The sequence below is a fragment of the Salinihabitans flavidus genome, from assembly GCF_900110425.1.
Lineage (GTDB): Bacteria > Pseudomonadota > Alphaproteobacteria > Rhodobacterales > Rhodobacteraceae > Salinihabitans > Salinihabitans flavidus.
Window position 1 is genome coordinate 1 of the sequence record NZ_FODS01000030.1, and the last position, 16,362, is coordinate 16,362.

The window sequence follows — 16,362 nt, forward strand, 5'->3', positions numbered from 1 at the left end:
CGAGAAAACCGTCATTGCGCCAAGCATAGAAATAGCCCCGCACCGTCGAAACCGGCGGAAAGTCATTCGGCAGCATCCGCCACTGGCACCCGGTCGTCGCCATGTAGAGGATCGCGTCGAACACGTCGCGCAAGCTTGTCGTGCGGGGTCTGCCCGTGGTCTTGGGTGCGGGCATGAAAGGCGCGATCAGTGCCCATTCGGGGTCTGTCAAATCGCTTGCGTATTTGCCACCCGCTCGGGCATGCTGGCGGCGAGTGAGTTCGGTCCAGGCCATCGTGATCTCCGTTCAGCTTTGCAACCGAACAGAAGCACAACCTGCTGAACTCACTCAATTAGTTTCAAATCGGGCTCTTAGACCGATACGCAATCGACAGGCGCCAACAGGGGGAGGCCAGCGAATGCCCGAATTTCAGAAGATCCTCATTGCCAATCGCGGAGAGATCGCGATTCGCGTCATGCGCGCCGCCAATGAGCTTGGCAAGCGCACGGTCGCCATCTTCGCAGAAGAGGACAAACTGAGCCTGCACCGCTTCAAGGCCGATGAGGCCTACCGCGTCGGCGAAGGGCTCGGCCCCGTCGCGGCCTATCTGTCGATTGACGACATCATCCGCGTCGCCCGCGAAAGCGGCGCGGACGCGATCCACCCCGGCTATGGCCTGCTGTCTGAAAACCCCGATTTCGTCGATGCCTGCACAGCCGCGGGCATCGCCTTCATCGGCCCGAAGGCTGACACCATGCGCGCCCTAGGCGACAAGGCCAGCGCCCGCCGCGTCGCCATCGAGGCCGGCGTGCCGGTCATCCCCGCCACCGAGGTGCTGGGCGAGGACATGGACGCCATCCGCCGCGCCGCGCAGGAGGTCGGCTATCCGCTCATGCTCAAGGCGAGCTGGGGCGGCGGCGGGCGCGGGATGCGCCCCATCACGGGCCCCGAAGAGCTTGAGGAAAAGGTCCGCGAGGGCCGCCGCGAGGCCGAGGCCGCCTTCGGCAACGGCGAGGGCTACCTTGAGAAGATGATCACCCGCGCCCGCCACGTCGAGGTGCAGATCCTCGGGGACCGGCACGGGCAGATCTATCACCTGTTTGAGCGCGACTGCTCCGTGCAGCGCCGCAACCAGAAGGTCGTGGAACGCGCGCCCGCCCCCTATCTCACCGAATTGCAGCGCGAAGAGATCTGCGAGCTGGGCGCCCGGATCTGCAAGCACGTGAACTACGAATGCGCCGGCACCGTCGAGTTTCTGATGGATATGGACACCAGCCAGTTCTATTTCATCGAGGTGAACCCCCGTGTGCAGGTCGAACACACCGTCACCGAGGAGGTGACCGGGATCGACATCGTGCAGGCCCAGATCAAGATCGCCGAAGGCAAGACCATCGCCGAGGCGACCGGCAAGCCCGATCAGGATCACATCACGCTCCACGGCCACGCGCTTCAGACCCGGATCACCACCGAGGACCCACAGAACAATTTCATCCCCGATTACGGGCGCATCACCGCCTATCGCTCGGCCACCGGCATGGGTATCCGCCTCGATGGCGGGACCGCCTATGCGGGCGGGGTGATCACGCGCTACTACGATTCGCTGCTGGTGAAGGTCACGGCCCACGCGCAGACGCCCGAGGCCGCGATTGCCCGGATGGACCGCGCCCTGCGCGAATTCCGCATCCGGGGCGTCAGCACCAATATCGCCTTCGTCGAGAACCTGCTCAAGCACCCGACCTTCCTGAGCAATCAGTATACAACGACCTTCATCGACAGCACGCCGGAGCTGTTTCACTTCAACAAGCGCCGCGACCGGGGCACCAAGGTGCTCACCTATATCGCCGACATCACCGTCAACGGGCACCCCGAGACACAGGACCGCCCGCGCCCGCACCCCGATCTCAAACCGGCACGCGCCCCCGCCCGGCGCGTGGACACCCCCCCGCCGGGCACGAAAACCCTGCTCGATGACAAGGGGCCCAAGGCAGTCGCCGACTGGATGAAGGCGCAAAGGCAGCTTCTGTTCACCGACACCACCATGCGCGACGGGCATCAGTCGCTTCTGGCCACGCGGATGCGCTCGGTTGACATGATCAGGGTGGCGCCGGCCTATGCCGCCAACCTGCCGCAACTGTTCAGCGTCGAATGCTGGGGCGGGGCGACCTTCGATGTCGCCTACCGCTTCTTGCAGGAATGCCCGTGGCAGCGCCTGCGCGATCTGCGCGCGGCCATGCCCAACCTGCTCACGCAGATGCTTCTGCGCGCCTCAAACGGGGTGGGCTACACCAATTATCCCGACAACGTCGTGCAGGAGTTCGTCCGCCAGTCGGCCGAAACCGGAATCGACGTGTTCCGCGTCTTCGACAGCCTGAACTGGGTGGAGAACATGCGCGTGGCGATGGACGCGGTGCAGGCGTCCGGCAAGATCTGCGAGGGCACGATCTGCTATACCGGCGATGCGCTCGATCCCGCGCGCGCCAAATACGACATCGCCTATTACGTGAAGATGGCGCGGGAGCTTGAGGCGGCGGGCGCGCATGTGCTCGGCATCAAGGACATGGCCGGGCTGATGAAGGCACCCACGGCGGCGGTGCTGTTTCCCGCGCTGAAGGATGCGGTGGATCTGCCCATCCATTTCCACACCCACGACACCTCCGGCGCGGCGATCGCGACGGTGCTGGAGGCCGCGAAGGCCGGGGTGGATTGCGTCGATGCCGCGATGGACGCCTTTTCCGGCAACACCTCGCAGCCGACGCTCGGCACCATCATGGAATCGCTGCGCCAGACCGACCGCGAAAGCGATCTCGACATCACCGCCGTGCGCGAGATTTCCAACTACTGGGAGGCGGTGCGCGGACAATACGCCGCCTTCGAATCCGGGCTTCAGGCCCCCGCGTCAGAGGTGTATCTGCACGAAATGCCCGGCGGGCAGTTCACCAACCTCAAGGCGCAGGCCCGCTCCATGGGGCTGGAGGACCGCTGGCACGAGGTCGCGCAGACCTATTCGGACGTGAACCGGATGTTCGGCGACATCGTGAAGGTCACGCCATCGTCGAAAGTGGTCGGCGACATGGCGCTGATGATGGTCAGTCAGGGCCTGACCCGCGAAGAGGTCGAAGACCCCGATGTGGATGTGGCCTTCCCGGAGTCGGTCATCGACATGATGCGCGGCAATCTCGGTCAGCCCCCCGGCGGCTTTCCCGGCAAGATCGTCAAAAAGGTCCTCAAGGGCGAGGCGCCCAATACCGAACGCCCCGGCAAGCACCTCGACCCCGTCGATCTCGACGCCGTGCGCGCGCAGGTCATCGAAGAGCTGGAAGGCTTCAAGATCGACAACGAGGATCTCAACGGATACCTGATGTATCCCAAGGTGTTCATGGATTACATGGGGCGCCATCGTCTCTATGGCCCGGTGCGCACCCTGCCCACGCGCACCTTCTTCTATGGCATGGAGCCGGGCGAGGAGATCACCGCCGAGATCGACCCCGGCAAGACACTGGAAATCCGCCTGCAAGCCATCGGAGAGACCGCCGAGGATGGCGAGGTGAAGGTGTTCTTCGAACTCAACGGCCAGCCGCGCGTGACCCGCGTGCCCAACCGGCTGGTCAAGTCCCAGGCCGCAAAGCGCCCAAAGGCCGAGGCCGCGAACCCCGATCATGTGGGCGCGCCGATGCCCGGCGTCGTCGCCTCGGTCAGCGCCAGCGCCGGCCAGACCGTCAAGGAGGGCGATCTGCTCCTGACCATCGAAGCGATGAAGATGGAAACCGGTATCCACGCCGAGCGCGCCGCCACGGTCAAGGCGGTGCATGTCCAGCCCGGCGCCCAGATCGACGCCAAGGATCTGCTGGTGGAGCTGGAATAGACGCGCGGCAGGTGATGGGGGGCGCTGCCCCCCAAACCCCCGTGGTATTTGGCCCGAGAAGATGAGGCAAAAGCTCTGTCCGTTGCTCTGCGGCCGGAATGCCCGGACATGCAACGCGCGCCACGTTCATCATGCCGCCGAAGGCACGATCACGGGCGGCGGCACCGACGCAATACCGACGTTATACCGACGTGATACCGAAACGGGTTTTTCCACGATTTCAGAGCGTTAACCCTGATTCGCTATCTCAGGGCGGATTTGAGCCGCCGCAACGCGGAAACGACCGGCCGCAAAGGCTCAATCCGGTCGAACCACTTGCCCCGGTGAATGTCGCTGCGCGATGGCCTCTGAACCGCCACGGGATAGTGCGGAGCCAGCGTGACAAGCTCGGGGTGCGTCCTGCGGAACCAGTTATAGGCCGCATCCACATGCATCGCACCGCCGTCCGGGTGATCATGGGGCCGGCTCGCAACACCCCGCAAATAAGGCACGGCCAACCGCGCAGCCCGTTGAGAAAGCGCAATAAAATGCGTGAGCCGGATTCCATCGTCAGGCGCGATGTCGTCGAGTGTGGCATCCCCTTGAGGGGCCTTTGCGTGATAGGTCTCGTTGCGGTGACCAAAGAACACATCCCACTCGCGCTCTTGCAGTTTCGCAGCCATGAGAGGGAAGCGTTCACCGAAATCGGCGGAGAAATCGGCGTCATCCTCCATGATCAGAACATGCCGCGCCCCGCTTCCGACCGCCTGTTCCAGAATACCCAGATGACTCTCGAAACAGCCCCTGATCCCGACCTCGGGGAAATTCCCCGGCGTGTCAGGCCGGACCGCTGGAAAGACGGTAACAAACTGATCCTGAAGGGAAAGATCAACATGCCGAAACTGCCGCTCAAGCTCCGCGCGACGGTCGGAGCGCTCCGGCAGGTTGATCACATAGATCCGATCAAAGACGGAGTGAAGCGCCTCTCGCGCGGCGGTTCGGTCGGGCATGACGAGTTCCTGGCTCTGGCAAATTCCGGTTCGGAGTAGAGTCCATGAGCCGCCAGACTGTAAAGCCCCGCCCACAGCGTTTGATCCCTTTCCCCCCACTGCCGAAACTGGCATATCCAGCGCATGAAGGATAGCTCAGGCGAGATTCACCCGCTCTTCCACGGCGCCCCGAACACCACCGGGTTTCGCAAGCTGCGCAAGCGCATCGTGCGTCAGACCCGCGAGGCCATCGAGCAATATGGCATGATCGAACGCGGCGCGCGCTGGCTGGTCTGCCTGTCAGGGGGCAAGGACAGCTACACCTTGCTGGCGGTGCTGCATGAATTGCAATGGCGCGGCCTGTTGCCGGTCGAACTGCTGGCCTGCAACCTCGATCAGGGGCAGCCCGGGTTTCCCGCCACAGTCCTTCCGGAGTTCCTTGAAAAGATGGGGGTTTCGCACAGGATCGTGTTTCGGGACACCTATTCCGTCGTGACCGACAAGGTGCCGGAAGGGCGCACGTTCTGCGCGCTCTGCTCGCGTCTGAGGCGCGGCCATCTCTATCGTGTTGCCCGCGAGGAGGGGTGCAGTGCGGTGGTTCTGGGCCATCACCGCGACGACATCCTGGAGACCTTTTTCATGAACCTCTTTCACGGCGGACGGCTGGCCACCATGCCACCCAAGCTTGTAAATGAAGAGGGGGATCTTTTCGTCTACCGTCCCCTTGCCCATGTGGCCGAAGCCGATTGCGAAAAATTTGCCCGCTCCATGGACTACCCCATCATTCCCTGCGACCTCTGCGGTAGCCAGGATGGACTGCAACGCCAACAGGTCAAGCAGATCCTCGACGGCTGGGAGAGAAACAGCCCGGGGCGACGTCAGGTCATGTTCCGTGCCTTGATGAATACCCGGCCGAGCCACCTGCTCGATCCGAAACTCTTCGATTTTGCCGGCCTTGAACGGGGAAAGATCGAATTTGATGTAAATGGCGACGACATCCCCAGGTTGCGTTAACTCGCGACTCAGTGCTGGCGGCTAACCTGCCTTGGTCATGCGTTCATTTCCCTGACCAAGGATCCTTTGCGCAATGCCGATGCGCCCTGTAAAATTCCCGATTTCGATCTTGCTCCGGCGCCTCTCTCCTGCTGTGCTCCGCGACAGGGTTCTGCCGATCGTATTGCCTGTGATCATGCTGACCGCCTATTCTCAGGGCGGGGAAAGATGGCTCATGGTGGTCGCGATGACCTCCCCGTTTCTCTTTCTTCTGCTGTCCGGGCTGAATGGCCGCGGCGTCGAACAGGGAGACGATGACGACTATCCGGTCGGTCTTCTTCTTCCAGCCGCGCTGCCCCGAAACATCACCCGAAGTCTGCGCCGAATGACACGGGACGGGCAGAATACTGTTTGTCTTTTCATCCAGTTCGACAATTTCTCGCATCTCCGAGATCGGTTTGGCGATGAAGCGGTTGAATCGCTCATGCGGCAAGCGATCCACCGGGTCGGCGGACGGTTGCGCGCCGGTGATCTCTTCGCGCGCACAGGTGACGGACAATTCGCCATCTTCCTCAAGCCGGTTCGGAAACTCGATCTTGAGACCTGCATTCAACTGGCATCGCGCCTTCAGGCTGCGGTGGAAGAGCCGATGAGCCTTGACGACACCGATGACATCACCTCCTGCTCTGTTGGCTTCTGTCTGGCGTCAAGGGCGCCAGACAGAACCTCCAAGGGGTTGCTGCGGGCCGCGGAACTGGCGCTGGCGGAGGCGCGACGCTGCGGCCCGGGTGCAATCCGTGCCTATTCCACGGATCTTTGCCAAGCCGCTGCCGCCCGACGGGATCTGCATGACGAGGCGCTCAATGCCCTGCAAAACGGCGAGGTTCGCGCATGGTTTCAGCCACAGATTTCCACCGATACCGGCCGCGTGACAGGATTTGAGGCTCTGGCGCGATGGGAGCACCCCGAACGCGGAATCATACCCCCCATCGACTTTCTGGAATCCCTGCATCTGTCAGGACAGCTTGTCAAACTGGCCGAAGTCATGACCACACAGGCGCTCACCGCGCTCAAGGCATGGGATGCCGCTGGCCTCGGTGTGCCGAATGTCGGTGTGAATTTCGCGGGGGACGAACTGCGCGACCCTGCCCTGACTGACCGTATCCGTTGGGAGCTCGACCGAAACGACCTCGCGCCCGATCGGCTCGCCATAGAAGTGCTGGAGACCGTGATTTCAAGCTCTGCCGATGACGCCGTCACGCACAATATCAACGGGTTGTCCCGACTCGGTTGCAAGATCGACCTGGACGATTTCGGCACCGGCCATGCCTCGATCTCCTCCATTCGCCGCTATGCAGTGTCCCGGCTCAAGATAGACCGCTCTTTTATCATGAATGTCGACCAGGATCCCGAACAGCAGCAGATGATTGCCGCTATCGTAACCATGGCCGAACAGCTCGGTCTCGAAACACTGGCGGAGGGGGTTGAGACACGGGGGGAGCACACGATGCTCGCGCAGCTTGGCTGCGCCCACGTTCAGGGGTTCAGTATCGCCCGGCCGATGCCATTCGAAAAGACCATCGACTGGGTGACGCGACACAATGCCATGCTGGCAGAGACACCCGCAATTCGGCACAGGATCAGCTGACCCGGAGAACAAAGGCTCAAACCGGGCCTCACAGAGGATGGAACGGCCCGGATTCCGCTTGACCTTTGGGCGTGACCTCTGTTGAACGGCCCACACGTTTCAACGGAAGGTGGCCCCCGGCAATGGACGATCAGAACAGAAATCTCATCCTCGCGACCGTTCTCAGTTTCGTGGTGATTCTGGTCTGGTTCGTCATGTTCCCGCCACCTGAGCAACCGGCAGAAGACCCCAATGCCCCGGTTGCGAACGTTGAGGATGGCACCCCGCCCGTGGCCGATGTTCCCGCATCCCCCACGGAGAGCCCCACCGAAACCGGCACGGACAGCGCGCAAACCGCCGCCGATGCGCCGCGCGTCGACATTTCCACCGCGCGACTGTCAGGGTCGATCTCCCTCATGGGCGGGCGGATCGACGATCTTGACCTCAAGGACTACCGCGAAACGATTGAGCCTGACTCCCCGACCGTAACCCTCTTGTCGCCACGCGGGGAAGCGGGAGCCTATTATGCGCTTTATGGCTGGGCCCCCGGGTCAGGTCTGTCGTTCGAGGCCGTGCCCGGCGCGAATACCGTCTGGTCGCTCGAAAGTGGCGACACCCTGACGGAAACCTCCCCGATAACCCTGCGCTGGGACAACGGCGAGGGATTGGTTTTCAGGCGAGAGGTCTCTGTGGATGAGAACTACATGTTCTCCATCCATCAAACGGTGGAAAATACCGGCGCAGGCACTGTTTCGCTAAGACCTTATGGCCTTCTTGCCCGGCATGGCGAACCCGACGACATGATGAATTTCTTCATTCTGCATGAGGGTGTCGTCGGCATGGCAGATGGGGAATTGACTGAAATCGACTATGACGACATCACGGATTTCAGCTTCGATCAGCGCGAAGGCGCGCGCGCCGAAAATACCCAGGTCTCTGAAAACGGGTGGATCGGTTTCACCGACCACTACTGGATGACAACCCTTATCCCGGCCGCGAACACCCCATTCGCACAAGTCACCAAATACGATGAACAGCGCGACATCTACCAGACCAGAACGGACTTGCCGACCCGAACCCTCGCCCCTGGTGAGCAAACGACCGCCAGCAGTCAGCTTTTCGCCGGCGCAAAGGAATGGGAGACGATCCGCAACTACCAGAACGAAGGCAATGTCGCACGCTTTCTCGACAGCATCGACTGGGGTTGGTTCTTCTTCCTGACCAAGCCGATCTTCGCGGTGTTGCACTGGATCAACAAGGCGCTCGTTGGCATCGGCCTCTCGGGCAGCATGGGGTGGTCAATTATCGGGCTGACCCTTCTGATCAAGGCCATTCTCTTTCCGCTGGCGTATAAATCCTACGTATCAATGGCGAAGATGAAGGAACTTCAGCCCCAGATGGAGAAGATCAAGGAAGAGGCTGGTGACGACCGCCAGAAACTTCAGCAATCCATGATGGAGCTCTACAAGAAGGAAAAGGTGAACCCCGCCTCTGGCTGTTTGCCGATCCTGTTGCAGATCCCGATCTTCTTCTCGCTCTACAAGGTGATCTTCGTCACGCTGGAGCTGCGCCACGCCCCCTGGATCGGCTGGATCAATGACCTGTCAGCCCCCGACCCGTCCTCGATCCTGAATCTCTTTGGTCTCATGCCCTGGGGCACGCCGGACCCGAATTCGATCCTATTCATCTTCTCTCTTGGTGTTCTGCCGATCCTCCTTGGTGTTTCAATGTGGCTTCAGCAGAAACTCAACCCGGCGCCCACAGACCCGACTCAGAAGATGATCTTTGCCTGGATGCCTTGGGTGTTCATGTTCATGCTTGGCACGTTCGCCAGCGGACTTGTGCTCTACTGGATCAGCAACAACACGATCACCTTCATTCAACAGTACGGAATCATGCGCATCCAGGGCTACAAACCCGATGTCTTCGGCAATATCAAACGCGGGTTCAAGCGCAAATCCAAGGCGGATGAATGATGGTCTCTGACCAAGGGGCGACCACCTGATGGAGCAACTGCCCTTCCCCCTGGCGCAAGAGCCGGACGAAGCAGACCATGAGGCCGGACGCAAACTGTTCGCCGGGAATAACAGTGACTTCCTGAAAGGGGTGGTCGCCATGTCCGGCCTACCACCCGCGGACCGGATGGAGGTTTGCTTTGCCGGGCGTTCGAATGTGGGAAAATCCAGTTTGATCAACGCATTGACGGGTCGCAAGGGGCTTGCACGCGCTTCCAACACGCCCGGTCGTACGCAGGAAATCAACTACTTCTCCCTTGCTGAGAGCCATTATCTTGTGGACCTTCCCGGCTACGGGTTTGCCAATGCTCCCCTACCCGTGGTCGAAAAGTGGCAGCGGTTGCTCAAACAGTATCTCTCTGGCCGCGCATCGTTGCGCCGGGCCTTCGTGCTGATCGACATGCGCCACGGAATCAAGAAAGTCGATGAGGAGATTTTGTCCCTGCTCGACAACTCCGCCGTGACCTTTCAGGTCGTGATGACCAAGGCCGACAAGATCAAGGCGCAGGAGCAGGACAAGGTTCTTTCACAGGTGCGCGACAAGCTCGCAAAACATCCCGCCGCCTACCCGGAGATCGTGGTCACATCTTCGGAGAAGGGCGGAGGGATCGCAACGCTCCGCGCCATCATCGCAAAGCTGGAATAGCCAGCGCAGGTAAGGCTTGCACGGCGGCACGCCATTCGGGATAACCCTCTGACGAGGGATCAGCAGATGAAGAAGCAAGACATGAACCGCGACTGGATCGCCACCGCCCGCACACTGTCACAAGCGCTGCCTTACCTCCAACGCTATACGGGCGCAACTGTCGTGATCAAGCTTGGTGGTCATGCCATGGGCAGCGACGACGCGATGGAGGATTTCGCCCGCGATGTCGTTCTGATGCAGCAGGTCGGCGTGAACCCGGTCATCGTGCATGGTGGCGGCCCGATGATCAACGCGATGCTCGACAAGCTCGACATCCCCTCCAGTTTCGTCGACGGCAAGCGCGTCACAGATCGCGCAACAGTCGAAGTGGTCGAGATGGTACTCTCTGGGCTGGTGAACAAGCGAATTGTTCAGGCAATCAACCGGCAAGGTGGCAAAGCGGTCGGTCTTTCGGGAAAAGATGCGGATCTGATGATCTGCGATCAGACCAATCCCGACCTCGGGTTCGTCGGCACACCGGCGGAATTGAATCCCGACATCTTGTACAATCTCTTTGGGCACAACGTCATTCCGGTGATCGCACCGCTTGGCGCAGGCCACGCGGGTGAAACGTTCAACGTCAATGGAGACACGGCAGCGGGGGCCATAGCCGGCGCGCTCAAGGCAGATCGCCTGCTGCTGCTGACCGATGTCGCCGGCGTGATGTCTCCCGAAGGCGACGTTATCACCGAACTGACGGCCCATCAGATTCGCGATCTGATTGCCGACGGCACAATTGCAGGTGGAATGATCCCCAAGACCGAAACGGCACTCCGGGCGATCGAAGACGGCGTGCGCGCCGTGGTTATCCTGGATGGGCGAGCGCCAAATGCTTGCCTCCTGGAGCTTTTCACAGAGCATGGCGCCGGCTCGCTCATCCGTGCGGACTGAACACCGGCGTATAGTACTCTTGGGTGAAAACCTGCCCATGACAGGGTGGTCGCAAGGTCCGCATGAAAAATGGTACCTTGATCCCGCTGAACGAGAGGCCATTCTGCTACCATGACACGTCGCCTCATTCTGCTACGCCATGCCAAGTCAAGCTGGAAGACTTCGGGGCCGGATCACGACCGCCCCCTGAATGCGCGCGGACGCAAATCGGCGGACGCGATCGGCAACTGGCTTCGAATGGCGGGCCATCTTCCCGATCAGATCCTGTGCTCCACATCCCGCCGCACCGTGGAAACCTGCACGCGGCTGGGGCTCGATGTCGTGCCGGAACTGCGGGGGGAGCTCTTCCACGCCGAGCCGGAGGAGATGCTGGCCTGCCTGAAACAGGCCGAGGGCCGGTGCGTGATGATGATCGGCCACAATCCCGGGATCGGGGCGTTTGCCGGGCGTCTGGTGACATCCCCGCCCGCACACGACCGCTTTGACGACTATCCCACGGGCGCCACGGCGGTGATCGGGTTCGACTTGTCCAGTTGGAACAGGGTTGCCGTCGGCACCGGCCATATTGTGGTTTTCACGGTTCCGCGCGACCTTCTCTGAACTGCGTCATGGAAACGCCCCGCAGGGTGGCCGGGGCGTTTCCGAGTTGTGAGATTTCGCGGTCTCAGTGTCCGAGGATCTGGCTCAGGAACAGTTTTGTCCGCTCGCTTCTGGGGTTGTTGAAGAACTCTTCGGGTTCGTTCTGCTCCACGATCTGGCCCTGATCCATGAAGATGACGCGGTTCGCGACCTGACGGGCAAAGCCCATCTCATGCGTCACGCAAAGCATCGTCATACCCTCTTCGGCAAGCTCGATCATCGTGTCGAGCACCTCCTTGATCATCTCCGGGTCGAGCGCCGATGTCGGCTCGTCAAACAGCATGATCCGCGGCTTCATGCAGAGCGAGCGGGCGATGGCCACCCGCTGCTGCTGCCCACCCGAAAGCTGTCCGGGATACTTGTCGGCCTGTTCGGGGATCTTCACCTTTTCAAGGAAATGCATCGCGATTTCCTCGGCCTCGCGCTTGGGCGTCTTGCGCACCCAGATCGGCGCCAGTGTGCAGTTTTCCAGAATCGTCAGATGCGGGAACAGGTTGAAATGCTGAAACACCATTCCGACCTCGGACCGGATCTTGTCGATGTTCTTGAGATCGTTCGAAAGCACCGTTCCATCCACCACGATCCGGCCCTGCTGGTGTTCCTCCAGCGCGTTGAGACAGCGGATCAGCGTGGATTTGCCCGACCCGGACGGCCCTGCGATGACGATTCGCTCACCGTTGTAAACCGTCAGGTCAATGTCTCGAAGCACATGAAAGGCCCCGAACCATTTGTTCATGTTGGAGATTTCAATCGCGATCTCATCCGAGACCTGCATCTTGGAACGGTCGATTTCACGTTCAGTGGCAAGATCAGACATAGCATGATCTCCTTATCAATGGCCGGTCTGAAGCTTGCGCTCCAGGTACATGGAATAACGGGACATTCCGAAGCAGAAGACGAAGAACATCAGCGCGATGAAGCCGTAAAGCTCCCACACGATGCCGTTCCAGTTCGAATCCGCCCGGATCGCGTTGGACAGACCGAGCGGATCGAGCAGACCGATGATGGACACGAGCGTCGTGTCCTTGAACAGCCCGATAAACGTCGAGACGATGCCCGGAATCGAGATCTTCAGCGCCTGCGGCATGATGATCAGCCGCTGTGCCTGCCAGTAGTTCAGGCCAAGGCTGTCCGCCCCCTCATATTGTCCCTTCGGCAACGCGGCAAGACCGCCGCGAATGACCTCGGCCATATAGGCGGAGGCAAAGAGTGTCGCCATGATGATCACGCGAAGGATGATATCGAAGTTCGTCCCCGGCGGCATGAAGATATTGAGCAGGGTCGAGGCGACGAACAACAGCGTGATCAGCGGCACGCCCCGAATGAACTCGATAAAACCGACACAGAGCGATTTGACGATCAGAAGATCGGATTTGCGCCCCAGTGCAAGCACGATCCCAAGTGGAAGAGACATCCCGATCGCCACAACACCGATCGTCAGTGACAGCATCATGCCCCCGAAGTCACGGCTTCTCACGCCCTCGAGCCCAAGAGGGATGAGGTTGGCAAGCCATGATGTGATCGGGCTGAACAGGACCAGCCACCAGATCAGGGCGGTAACGGCCCCCGCGATGATGCCCGCAAGGCTGTTCACGCGGACCTCCACCGATTTATAGACGAAATAGCCGATGACAAATCCCGCGGCAGCCCCCAGTGGCCCCCAAATCGACCCGCCCCAAAGAAGCCAGGGAAACAGGAACGGATAAACCGCCGAGAAGTAGAGAAGCCTTGTCGGAACCTTGTCCGCAAACAGGACCGGGGCAAGGGCCACGGCCAGAAGCACGAATGCCATGATGGGCCGCCAATAGAACTGCGATGGATAGAACCCGAAGAACAGTTGTATCCAGCGCTCGCGTATCACGCCCCAGCAGGCACCGCTTGCGCCATGCTCCCCAACAGATCCCACCGCCACGAGAATTTCGCGGCATTCCCTGAGGGATCCTGCATTCCATGTCGGCGAAATGAGCCACGGCAGGATGCCGGACAGCACATAATAGATGAACAGCACTGAAAGAACCGTCAGAATGCTGTTGAACCACCCCGAGAAGAGATTTTCGCGCATCCACCCGATCACGCCCACCTCGGTCAACGGCGGCTCCCGTTCGGGCAGCATCTCTGTTCGAACAAATGAAAGGTTGCTCATGTCACCGCTCCACCAGTTTTACGCGGTTGTTGTACCAGTTCATTACCGCAGAGATCATAAGACTGATCATCAGATAGATCAGCATGCCCAACATGACGGTCTCAAGCTCGCGCCCGGTCTGGTTCAGGGTGATCCCCATCAAGGTGCCCGTCAGGTCCATATACCCCACCGCGATAGCCAGAGAGCTGTTCTTGGTCAGGTTGAGGTACTGCGAAATGAGCGGCGGAATGATCACCCGAAGGGCCTGCGGCAGAACCACCAGATTCATGACGCGTCGAGGGCGAAGGCCAAGTGCTGCGGCAGCCTCGGTCTGCCCGCCGCTGACCGCCATGATGCCGGACCGCACGATTTCTGCCACGAAAGCCGAGGTATAGAGCGACAGGGCCAGCCACAAGGCAATCAACGAATTGCGCATGTAGATGCCGCCGGCAAAATTGAAGCCGCGAAGCGCCGGGTATTCGAGTTGCGCCCCGAGTAGAATGAACACGATGCCAACTGGCACAATCAGCAAACCAAGCTGAAGATACCAGGTTGTTGGACGAAGGCCTGTCGCCTCCTGAATCCTGTCAGCGCGTCGGCGCACGCGCCGAATAGCGAAAATGCTGATGGCCAGAACCGCAAATACGATCAGCCAGTCGAGTGATCCCCCGACCACGGCGTCGACCTCTTCGGCGCCAGTGGCCGTAACGCTGTTGGTGAATTCGATCGCCGGAATGTAAAAACCACGTCCGGTCAGCGCCACACTATCGCCAAGCAGCATGGACGCGGCCGGATTCTCGCCGCGGAAATCCCGTGGTTGTGGCAGGGTTTCGATCACGATTGCCATGATGAAAACGATCCACAGCAGCAGCGGCACATTGCGGAACATTTCCACATAAACCGTCATGATACGCGCGACGAGCCAGTTCTTTGAAAGCCGCAACACGCCGATCACCACCCCGATAACTGTCGCCGTGGCACACCCCAATGCCGCGACCAGTAAGGTGTTCAGCAGGCCGACAATGGCTGCCCGGAAATGAGAGCTCTGAGAGTTGTATTCGATCAGACGTTGATTGATGTCATAGCCGGCAGGTTCACTCAGAAAACCAAAACTGGGTTCCTTGCCAAGATCGACAAGGTTCTGCGCGGTATTGCTGATCAACCAGCCAACCAGGATCAGAAACCCGATCAAGGCGACGATCTGAATCGTCATCGAACGATACCGGGTGTCGTAAATCAGCATGGATAGCCGAAACGACTCCTTCGGAGGGTCGGTGAGACTTGTCATCTGGGATGTTCCCCGTTGTTCGGCCAGTTGATTTTTATTGGCGCAGGCGCCATCGGCCGATTTTTGGTTGCTTTCTCAAGCGTTGTCTTCTTACACAAAGGGCGCGGAGTTTCCCCCGCGCCCTTGCGTTTTGTATTTTACCGGAATGGTGGTGCGTAGAGCAGGCCACCGTCGGTCCACTGCGCGTTCAACCCGCGCGCAAGACCGATCGGGGTCTGCTCGCCGATGTGCTTTTCAAAAAGCTCACCATAGTTGCCACCGGCCATGATCGCACGCTGGGCCCAGTCAGAATCGAGCCCGAGCATCTCACCCAAGTTACCTTCGGTGCCAAGCAGGCGGTTGACTTCAGGGTTCTCAGTGCCTTCCGCCATCTCTGCGAGATTGTCGGAATTGATACCCATTTCTTCCGCCGCGATCAGCGCGTTGAGCGTCCAGCGCACAACATCGCCCCATTCATTGTCACCGTGACGAACGAGCGGGCCAAGCGGCTCCTTCGAAATGATCTCGGGAAGAATCACGTGATCGCCCGCGTTTTCAAAGCTGGCGCGTGTCGCTGCCAGACCGGAGGCGTCGGTGGTGTAAACGTCACAGGCGCCCGCAAGATACTGCTGTTGCGCCTCGGCGTTTGTTTCGATCGGAACCGGCTCATAGTCCATGTCGTTCTTGCGGAAATAATCCGCGAGATTAAGTTCGGTCGTTGTGCCGGTCTGAATGCAGACAGTCGCGCCGGACAGTTCCTTGGCAGAGCTGACCCCCAGAGACTTGGGAACCATGAAGCCCTGACCGTCATAATAGTTGACGCCGGTGAATTCGAACTTCAGATCGACATCGCGGGACAGCGTCCATGTGGTGTTGCGGGCCAGCATGTCGACCTCGCCCGACGCCAGCGCGGTAAAGCGCGTCTTGCCCGTGGTCGGCACAAACTCGACAGCCATGGGATCATCCAGAACGGCGGCCGCCACCGCGCGGCAGACAGCCACGTCGAAACCTTGCCATTCACCGTCGGCATCAGGAGCCGAGAAACCCGACAGACCAGTGGACACACCGCAGTTCAGTTGCCCCCGCGCCTTCACATCGTCAAGCGTCGCCGCCGCAGCAGCGCCAGCCGAAAGGCCAGCAACGGACAGTGCGCCCAGAATTACAGATTTTTTCATCTTTACCTCTTCCTGTTTATCCACCCTTGCGGGTGACATCACCCGACCTCCTCGGGTCAGTGTTTGGGACCGGAAAGGGCTATACCCTTCAGTGTTGATCAGTTTGGTCGGATTCATCGCAAAACGTCAAGACCGGGA

Annotated in this window: 13 protein-coding genes; 7 read left to right on the plus strand and 6 right to left on the minus strand. The window is 60.2% G+C overall.

The window, feature by feature from the left end:
• On the minus strand, positions 1-274 hold a 274-nt coding region (locus BMW66_RS17140; RefSeq protein ID WP_139196216.1), incomplete at its 3' end, for a transposase.
• A 124-nt stretch (positions 275-398) separates the two neighbouring features.
• Here BMW66_RS17140 and BMW66_RS17145 point away from each other — a divergent pair.
• On the plus strand, positions 399-3,842 hold the full coding sequence (locus BMW66_RS17145) for a pyruvate carboxylase (RefSeq protein ID WP_093120251.1): 3,444 nt from the start codon (positions 399-401) through the stop codon (positions 3,840-3,842).
• 242 nt (positions 3,843-4,084) lie between these two features.
• On the opposite strand, the gene BMW66_RS17150 is transcribed toward BMW66_RS17145, so the two are convergent.
• Positions 4,085-4,831, minus strand: coding sequence for a glycosyltransferase family 25 protein (locus tag BMW66_RS17150; protein ID WP_093120252.1), 747 nt, complete (start codon positions 4,829-4,831; stop codon positions 4,085-4,087).
• A gap of 123 nt (positions 4,832-4,954) precedes the next feature.
• Here BMW66_RS17150 and ttcA point away from each other — a divergent pair, with 123 nt between their 5' ends.
• The 6 genes from ttcA to BMW66_RS17180 all read left to right on the plus strand — a co-directional run bounded on the left by ttcA (position 4,955) and on the right by BMW66_RS17180 (position 11,621).
• Positions 4,955-5,824, plus strand: a complete 870-nt coding sequence (gene ttcA / locus BMW66_RS17155; protein WP_093120254.1) for a tRNA 2-thiocytidine(32) synthetase TtcA — start codon at positions 4,955-4,957, stop codon at positions 5,822-5,824.
• 133 nt (positions 5,825-5,957) lie between these two features.
• Complete coding sequence (locus BMW66_RS17160) at positions 5,958-7,451, plus strand: putative bifunctional diguanylate cyclase/phosphodiesterase (protein WP_245729531.1); 1,494 nt, start codon at positions 5,958-5,960, stop codon at positions 7,449-7,451.
• 122 nt (positions 7,452-7,573) lie between these two features.
• Complete coding sequence (gene yidC, locus BMW66_RS17165) at positions 7,574-9,406, plus strand: membrane protein insertase YidC (RefSeq protein WP_093120255.1); 1,833 nt, start codon at positions 7,574-7,576, stop codon at positions 9,404-9,406.
• A 28-nt stretch (positions 9,407-9,434) separates the two neighbouring features.
• Positions 9,435-10,091, plus strand: a complete 657-nt coding sequence (gene yihA, locus BMW66_RS17170; RefSeq protein ID WP_093120257.1) for a ribosome biogenesis GTP-binding protein YihA/YsxC — start codon at positions 9,435-9,437, stop codon at positions 10,089-10,091.
• A gap of 66 nt (positions 10,092-10,157) precedes the next feature.
• Positions 10,158-11,021, plus strand: a complete 864-nt coding sequence (gene argB / locus BMW66_RS17175) for an acetylglutamate kinase (protein WP_093120258.1) — start codon at positions 10,158-10,160, stop codon at positions 11,019-11,021.
• Between the two features lie 111 nt (positions 11,022-11,132).
• On the plus strand, positions 11,133-11,621 hold the full coding sequence (locus tag BMW66_RS17180) for a SixA phosphatase family protein (protein ID WP_093120260.1): 489 nt from the start codon (positions 11,133-11,135) through the stop codon (positions 11,619-11,621).
• Positions 11,622-11,685: 64 nt separating this feature from the next.
• Here the strand turns inward: BMW66_RS17180 and BMW66_RS17185 are convergent, their stop codons facing one another.
• From BMW66_RS17185 to BMW66_RS17200, 4 genes are all read right to left on the minus strand, one after another.
• On the minus strand, positions 11,686-12,477 hold the full coding sequence (locus tag BMW66_RS17185; protein WP_093120261.1) for an amino acid ABC transporter ATP-binding protein: 792 nt from the start codon (positions 12,475-12,477) through the stop codon (positions 11,686-11,688).
• A 15-nt stretch (positions 12,478-12,492) separates the two neighbouring features.
• Positions 12,493-13,803: an amino acid ABC transporter permease gene (locus BMW66_RS17190; protein ID WP_093120263.1), complete on the minus strand. Its 1,311-nt coding sequence runs from the start codon at positions 13,801-13,803 to the stop codon at positions 12,493-12,495.
• 1 nt (position 13,804) lies between these two features.
• The gene (locus BMW66_RS17195) at positions 13,805-15,070 is read right to left on the minus strand and encodes an amino acid ABC transporter permease (protein ID WP_093120264.1); all 1,266 of its coding nucleotides are present in this window, start codon (positions 15,068-15,070) and stop codon (positions 13,805-13,807) included.
• Between the two features lie 137 nt (positions 15,071-15,207).
• Positions 15,208-16,224 carry an amino acid ABC transporter substrate-binding protein gene (locus BMW66_RS17200; RefSeq protein WP_093120265.1) on the minus strand — a complete coding sequence of 339 codons (1,017 nt, stop codon included), beginning with the start codon at positions 16,222-16,224 and terminating at the stop codon, positions 15,208-15,210.
• Positions 16,225-16,362: the final 138 nt, after the last annotated feature.

Coding starts and splice junctions, on each gene's coding strand:
- BMW66_RS17145 (WP_093120251.1), top strand. CDS start 399: ATGCCCGAATTTCAGAAGATCCTCATTGCCAATCGCGGAGAGATCGCG.
- BMW66_RS17150 (WP_093120252.1), bottom strand. CDS start 4,831: ATGCCCGACCGAACCGCCGCGCGAGAGGCGCTTCACTCCGTCTTTGAT.
- ttcA (WP_093120254.1), top strand. CDS start 4,955: ATGAAGGATAGCTCAGGCGAGATTCACCCGCTCTTCCACGGCGCCCCG.
- yidC (WP_093120255.1), top strand. CDS start 7,574: ATGGACGATCAGAACAGAAATCTCATCCTCGCGACCGTTCTCAGTTTC.
- yihA (WP_093120257.1), top strand. CDS start 9,435: ATGGAGCAACTGCCCTTCCCCCTGGCGCAAGAGCCGGACGAAGCAGAC.
- argB (WP_093120258.1), top strand. CDS start 10,158: ATGAAGAAGCAAGACATGAACCGCGACTGGATCGCCACCGCCCGCACA.
- BMW66_RS17180 (WP_093120260.1), top strand. CDS start 11,133: ATGACACGTCGCCTCATTCTGCTACGCCATGCCAAGTCAAGCTGGAAG.
- BMW66_RS17185 (WP_093120261.1), bottom strand. CDS start 12,477: ATGTCTGATCTTGCCACTGAACGTGAAATCGACCGTTCCAAGATGCAG.
- BMW66_RS17190 (WP_093120263.1), bottom strand. CDS start 13,803: ATGAGCAACCTTTCATTTGTTCGAACAGAGATGCTGCCCGAACGGGAG.
- BMW66_RS17195 (WP_093120264.1), bottom strand. CDS start 15,070: ATGACAAGTCTCACCGACCCTCCGAAGGAGTCGTTTCGGCTATCCATG.
- BMW66_RS17200 (WP_093120265.1), bottom strand. CDS start 16,224: ATGAAAAAATCTGTAATTCTGGGCGCACTGTCCGTTGCTGGCCTTTCG.